The organism is Nocardia farcinica (genome assembly GCF_029867845.1).
Taxonomy (GTDB): domain Bacteria; phylum Actinomycetota; class Actinomycetes; order Mycobacteriales; family Mycobacteriaceae; genus Nocardia; species Nocardia farcinica_A.
This window is the reverse complement of sequence record NZ_JARWRU010000972.1, coordinates 1-6,878: the sequence shown is the minus strand read 5'-3', so window position 1 is coordinate 6,878 and position 6,878 is coordinate 1. Positions and strand designations below refer to the sequence as shown.

Annotated in this window: 5 protein-coding genes and 1 pseudogene; 5 read left to right on the top strand and 1 reads right to left on the bottom strand. The window is 70.5% G+C overall.

Features of this window, described 5'->3' with window-relative positions:
- The coding region (locus QH283_RS21475) for a FadR/GntR family transcriptional regulator (RefSeq protein WP_280504773.1) at positions 1-360 on the bottom strand (360 nt) is incomplete at its 3' end.
- 358 nt (positions 361-718) lie between these two features.
- On the opposite strand from QH283_RS21475, the gene QH283_RS21470 reads away from it, so the two are divergent.
- The 5 genes and pseudogenes from QH283_RS21470 to QH283_RS21450 all read left to right on the top strand — a co-directional run.
- Complete coding sequence (locus tag QH283_RS21470; RefSeq protein WP_280504772.1) at positions 719-2,155, top strand: nitrate/nitrite transporter; 1,437 nt, start codon at positions 719-721, stop codon at positions 2,153-2,155.
- A 27-nt stretch (positions 2,156-2,182) separates the two neighbouring features.
- Positions 2,183-4,705 (top strand): annotated as a pseudogene (gene nirB / locus QH283_RS21465) (nitrite reductase large subunit NirB).
- Between the two features lie 89 nt (positions 4,706-4,794).
- Entirely contained in the window at positions 4,795-5,190 is a 396-nt protein-coding gene (gene nirD, locus QH283_RS21460; protein ID WP_280504771.1) for a nitrite reductase small subunit NirD, read from the top strand.
- A 7-nt stretch (positions 5,191-5,197) separates the two neighbouring features.
- Entirely contained in the window at positions 5,198-6,427 is a 1,230-nt protein-coding gene (locus QH283_RS21455; RefSeq protein WP_280504770.1) for a uroporphyrinogen-III synthase, read from the top strand.
- On the top strand, positions 6,424-6,878 hold a 455-nt coding region (locus QH283_RS21450), incomplete at its 3' end, for a sirohydrochlorin chelatase (protein WP_280504769.1). The genes QH283_RS21455 and QH283_RS21450, both read left to right, overlap by 4 nt.

The following is a 6,878-nucleotide window of genomic DNA, read 5'->3' as shown; positions in this document are numbered from 1 at the left end:
CTCGGCGATGTCGTTGTCGTCGCGGCGGCGGGCGGCCAGGCCGGCGGCCGTGCTCTCCAGCGACAGGCGCAGTTCGAGCACGTCGCGGTCGCGGGCGTCGGCGAAGTACTTGCTGAGCGTGCCGCCGACCTCCGAGCCCGCCACAACATAGGTGCCCGAGCCCTGGCGGCGCTGCAGCATGCCCGCGTGCACGAGTGCCTGGACGGCCTCGCGCACGGTGTTGCGCCCGGTGCCGGTCATCTCGGTGAGCTCGGGCTCGGTGGGGATGCGCGTGCCGATCGGCCACCGGCCGGACCTGACCTCGGCCCGCAGCTGCTCGGTGACCTGGGCGATGAGGCTGGTGCGCCGGACGGGTTGCACGGACACAGGGTACAGCCGGACCCGCCGGTCGGCCGGACCTCATCCGATCATCCTATGAAACTGATGACCTTCGGCCCCACAGCGAGCGCGCACCCCACGCCGGGCTCGCCGCTTCCGGTTGCGGGGCCGCCCCGATGGGCGCATGATGCTGTCCACGTCACACTCACAGCCGCTCGCGTGTGCTCCTGGCCACTTCGTGACGTGCTGAAAACGGCTGTGTCACATGCGCGAAACATGCGTCCGGGTCTCACCTCGGCGCCGCGCGGCAGGTGAGCAACCGTTGATCGACCCGTCACTTCGGGCAGCATTTCGGCAATACCCGCTCCCTACCGTTGGGGCATCCGAGTTCAGGAGGCCCTTGTTGAGCACGCTGACGCGTAACCACGACATCGAGCACTGGGATGCCGAAGACGTCGTTGCCTGGGAGGCAGGCGGTAAGGACATCGCCAGGCGCAATCTGATCTGGTCGGTGGTCGCCGAACACGTCGGCTTCTCGATCTGGTCGATCTGGTCGGTCATGGTGCTGTTCATGCCCACCGAGAAGTACGGCATCGACGCGGCGGGCAAGTTCTTCCTGATGGCGGTTCCGACCCTGGTCGGCGCGGTGCTGCGCATCCCCTACACCGTGGCCACCGCCCGCTTCGGCGGCCGCAACTGGACGGTGTTCTCGGCGGTGCTGCTGCTGATCCCGACGCTGCTGACGCTGTACTTCGTCAACCAGCCGGGCACCTCGTACACCACCTTCCTCGTGGTCGCGGCCTTCGCGGGCTTCGGCGGCGGCAACTTCGCGTCGTCGATGACCAACATCAACGCCTTCTACCCGCAGCGGCTCAAGGGCTGGGCGCTCGGCATGAACGCGGGCGGCGGCAACATCGGCGTTCCGGTGATCCAGCTGATCGGCCTGCTGGTCATCGCCACCCTCGGCAACGAGTACGCCAGCCTGATCTGCGCGATCTACCTGGTCGCCATCGCGGTGGCCGGCCTCGGCGCCGCGCTGTACATGGACAACCTGCGCAACCAGAAGGCCGATCTGTCGTTCATGCTCGAGTCGCTGAAGGTCCCGCAGTCGTGGGCGATCGCCTTCCTCTACATCGGCACCTTCGGCTCGTTCATCGGCTACTCCTTCGCCTTCGGCCAGATCCTGCAGATCAACTTCCGCGCCGGCGGCGACAGCGTGGCCGAGGCCACCCTGCACGCGGCGCAGATCGCCTTCATCGGCCCGCTGCTCGGCTCGCTGGCCCGCCCCTACGGCGGCAAGCTGGCCGACCGGATCGGCGGCAGCAAGGTCGCCCTGGTGATGTTCGGCGCCATGATGGCCGCCGCCGCGCTGGTCATCGCCGCGAGTTCGGCCGCCGACGGCAACGACGGCGTGGCGAGCGGAACCGTGATGGCGGTGCTGGTCACCGGATTCGTCGCCCTGTTCGTGCTCTCCGGCATGGGCAACGGCGCGGTCACCAAGATCATCCCCTCGGTCTTCGAGGCCAAGTCGCAGAGCATCGACGCCGCTCCCTCGGTCCGCTCGGCCTGGGCGCAGAACACCTCGGGTGCGCTCATCGGCTTCGTCGGCGCCATCGGCGCGCTCGGCGGCGTCGGCATCAACCTGGTGCTGCGCTCCTCCTACTCCTCGACCAATTCCGCGACCACGGCGTTCTGGGTCTTCCTGGCCTTCTACGTCGCCTGCGCCGCGGTCACCTGGGCGGTCTTCCTGCGCCGCCCCGGCATTCGCCGCCCGGCCGACGACCAGCTCGTCGACACCCGCCCCGCCACCCCGTCCGTCGTGTCCGCCGGCGCCTGACGCCAGCCACATCTTGGGAGGTCTCTCATGAACCCCGAAACCACCACTCGCAAGACCGTGGTCGTCGCAGGCCACGGCATGGTCGGACACCGCTTCGTCGAGGCCCTGCGCGCCCGCGACGAGCAGGGCAGCTACCAGGTGGTCGTGCTCGGCGAGGAACAGCGCCCCGCCTACGACCGCGTCGGCCTGTCCTCCTATGTGGGGGCGTGGGACCCGGACGCGCTGGCGCTGCCGGGCAACGACTACGCGGGCGACGAGCTGGTCGAGCTGAAGCTGGGCCGCCGCGCCGAGTCGATCGACCGCGAGGCCCGCAAGGTCACCACCTCCGAGGGCGAGATCATCGGCTACGACGCGCTGGTCCTGGCCACCGGCTCCTATGCCTTCGTGCCGCCGGTGCCCGGCCACGACCTGCCCGGCTGCTTCGTCTACCGCACGCTCGAGGATCTCGACGGCATCCGCGCCACCGCGGAGGCGGCGGGCCCCGGCGCGCACGGTGTGGTCATCGGTGGCGGCCTGCTCGGCCTGGAAGCGGCCAACGCGCTCAAGCTGCTCGGAATGACCCCGCACGTCATCGAATACAACAACCGCCTGATGCCCGCCCAGGTCGACGAGGGCGGCGGCTCGGTGCTCGAGGGTCTGGTCACCGACCTCGGCCTGAACGTGCACCTGGGCGTCGGCACCTCGCGGATCGAGCAGACCGAGGGCGGTCTGCGGCTGCACCTGTCCGACGAGTCCACCATCGACGCCGCGCTGGTGGTCTTCTCCGCGGGCATCCGGCCCAACGACCAGATCGCCCGTGACGCCGGTCTCGAGGTGGGCCCGCGCGGCGGCATCATCACCGATCTGAGTCTGCGGACCTCCGATCCGAACATCTACGCGATCGGCGAGTGCGCCGCGATCGAGGGCGTCTGCTACGGCCTGGTCGCCCCCGGCTACACCACCGCCGAGATCGTCGCCGACCGGCTGCTCGGCGGCGCGGGCGAATTCCCGGGCGCCGACATGTCGACCAAGCTCAAGCTGATGGGCGTGGACGTGGCCAGCTTCGGCGACGCGCACGGCACCACCGAGGGCGCGCTGTCGGTCGTGTTGCACGACGCGGCCAAGGGCACCTACGCCAAGCTGGTCGTCTCCGACGACGCCAAGACCCTGCTCGGCGGCATCCTGGTGGGCGACGCCAGCCAGTACGCCGCGCTGCGCCCGCTGGTCGGCCGCCCGCTGCCGGCCGACCCGGCCGCGCTGATCTCCCCGGCGGGCGCCTAACTCGGCGCCGACGCGCTGCCGGACGACGCGCAGATCTGCTCCTGCAACAACGTCTCCAAGGGTTCGATCTGCGGCGCCATCGCCGAGGGCGCCTGCGACATCGCAGGCATCAAGAGCTGCACCACCGCGGGCACCTCCTGCGGCGGCTGTGTGCCGATGCTCAAGAAGCTGCTCGAGCAGTCCGGCGTTGAGATGTCCAAGGCGCTGTGCGAGCACTTCGAGCAGTCGCGCGCCGAGCTGTTCCAGATCGTGCAGGTCACCGGCATCCGCACCTTCTCGGGCCTGATCGCCAAGTACGGCAAGGGCTCGGGCTGCGACATCTGCAAGCCGACCGTGGCCTCCATCCTGGCCTCCACCTCGAGCGACCACATCCTCGACGGCGAGGCCGCCGCGCTGCAGGACACCAACGACCACTTCCTGGCCAACCTGCAGAAGAACGGCACCTACTCGGTGGTCCCGCGCATGCCAGGCGGCGAGGTCACCGCCGAGCAGCTGATCACCATCGGCGAGGTCGCCAAGGAGTTCGGCCTCTACGTCAAGGTCACCGGCGGTCAGCGCATCGACCTGTTCGGCGCCCGCGTGGAGCAGCTGCCGCTGATCTGGAAGCGCCTCGTGGACGCGGGCATGGAATCCGGCCACGCCTACGGCAAGTCGCTGCGCACGGTGAAGAGCTGCGTCGGCTCCACCTGGTGCCGCTACGGCCAGCAGGACTCGGTGGGCATGGCGGTGCTGCTGGAGAAGCGCTACCGCGGCCTGCGTTCCCCGCACAAGCTCAAGCTGGCCGTCTCCGGCTGCGCCCGCGAGTGCGCCGAGGCCCGCGGCAAGGACGTCGGCGTGATCGCCACCGAGAACGGCTGGAACCTCTACGTCGGGGGCAACGGCGGCCTCAGCCCCAAGCACGCCGTGCTGCTGGCGGGCGAACTCGACGACGAGACGCTGATCCGCTACATCGACCGCTACCTGATGTTCTACATCCGCACCGCCGACCGCCTGCAGCGCACCGCGCCCTGGCAGGAGGCCCTCGAGGGCGGCCTGGACTACCTCAAGGCCGTGATCTGCGAGGACAGCCTCGGCATCGCCGACGACCTGGAGGCCGCGATGGCCAAGCACGTCGAGGGCTACAAGGACGAGTGGGCCGCGGTGCTCGAGGACGAGAACAAGCTCTCGCGGTTCGTGTCCTTCGTCAACGCCCCCGATCAGCCCGACCCGACCATCGCCTTCGACGACAGCGGCGAGCGCAAGGTGCCGGTGCTGCTCGGAATGCCGGAAGTGACCCGCGTCTCGCAATAGCGGCTCGCAATAGCGGCTCGCAATAGCGGCTTAACCAGGCGGAAACAGGGCGCCTGAAGAATGAATCGGACGCCCGGAGGAGGAACCCGATGACCATAATCGATTCACCCAGCTTTGTCCCTTCGACCGTCACCGGATGGACGCAGGCCTGCCGCCTGGACTATCTGATTCCCGGCCGCGGCGTCGCGGTATTGTTGCGGGGCGGGAGGCAGGCAGCCCTGTTCCTGTTGTCCGACGGCACCCTGGCCGCGGTCGGCAACATCGATCCGTTCGGCCGGGCGGCGGTCATGTCGCGCGGCATCGTCGGTGACCGGGGCGGCATCCCCGTCGTGGCGTCGCCGCTGCTCAAGCAGGCGTTCTCGCTCATCGACGGGCACTGCCTGGACGACGGATCGGCAGCGTTGCCGGTGTACGCGGTGCGTGTCGACGACGGCATCGTTTCCATTTCCAACGAGCCGGTCACGGTCGAATCCTCGGACGGATGAGTTATTCATGAACACCTTTGACGCGGGCGACGGCCTAGCCGGATTCACTGTCGGAATCACCGCGGCACGCCGCGCCGACGAGTTCGCCAAGCTGCTCACCCGGCGGGGGGCGTCGGTCGTCTCTGTGCCCGCGATACGGATCATTCCGCTGGCCGACGACACCGAACTGGAACGGGTCACCCGGACCTTGATCGCCGAGCCGCCGCAGGTGACGGTCGCCACCACCGGAATCGGTTTCCGCGGCTGGATGGAGGCCGCCGAGGGCTGGGGCCTGGCCGAACAGCTGCGCGACACGCTGGCCGGGACCAGGATGCTGGCCCGCGGCCCGAAGGCCAAGGGCGCCATCCGCGCGGCCGAACTGCGCGAGGAGTGGTCGCCCGCCTCGGAGTCCTCGGCCGAGGTGCTCGACCACCTGCTGGCCGAAGGCGTGGAGGGTGTGCGCATCGCCGTCCAGCTGCACGGCGCCACCACCGAGTGGGAGCCGGTGCCCGACTTCTGCGAGGTGCTGCGCTGCGCTGGCGCGGATGTGGTTCCGGTGCCGGTCTATCGCTGGACCCCGCCGGAGGATCAGGGGCCGATGGACCAGCTGATCGAATCCATCGTCACCGCGGGCCTGGACTGCGTGACCTTCACCAGCGCGCCCGCCGTGGCCTCCACGCTCATGCGCGCCAAGGAGACCGGCCTGCTCGAGGGCCTGTTGCACGCCCTGCGCACCAGGGTGCTGCCCGCCTGCGTCGGACCGATCACCGCGGCGCCGCTCGAGGAACTGGGTGTGCCGACCACCATGCCCGCCCGTGCCCGCCTCGGCGCGCTGGCCAGGCACGTGGCCGAGGAACTGCCGCGCCGCGCCAACCGCATCCACGCCGCGGGCCACATCATCAGCGTGCGCGGCGCGTGCGTTGTGGTCGACGGTGAGGTGCGCCAGCTCGCGCCCGCGCCGATGGCGCTGATGCGGGCGCTGGCCCGCCAGCCCGGCCGGGTGGTCTCGCGCGAGGACCTGCTGGCCGCGCTGCCCGGCGGCGGTGAGGACACCCACGCCGTGGAGACCGCCATCGCCCGCCTTCGCGCCGGACTCGGCGCGCCCAAGGCCATTCAGACCGTGGTCAAGCGCGGATACCGGCTGGCGCTCGACGCCGCCGAGTGCGCCGACGACAACGCGCACGCGCCCCTGCTGCGCCCCTCGGTGGGTTCCCCGGCCCGCGCGCCGCGCTACGCCCCGACGATCGGGGCGTGGTGAACGCCCCGGCCCTGGTCCTGGTGGCGCACGGCACCAGGAGCACCAGGGGAGTGGAGATGATCGCCGCGCTGGCCGAGGCGGTCACCGCGGAACTCGCGGGCGATCCGGTTGTGCGCACCGCCTTCGTCGACGTGCTCGGTCCCTCGCCCGCGGAAGTGCTGCGCGACCTGCGGGCGTGCTCGCCGGAGCGGCCCGCGGTGGTGATCCCGGCGTTCCTGGCCTCCGGTTATCACGTGTATCAGGACGTTCCGCGCGAGGTCGCCGAATCCGGTCACCCCATGGTCTCGGTCACGCCCGCCATGGGCCCCGATCCGGCGCTGGCCGAGATCATGGCGCTGCGCCTGCGCGCGGCGGGGTGGCGTCGCGGCGGCGCGGTGGTCTTAGCCGCCCCGGGCGCCGCCGGCCCCCCCCCCCCCCCCCCCCGGGGGGGGGGGGGGGGCCCGGCGGGCCG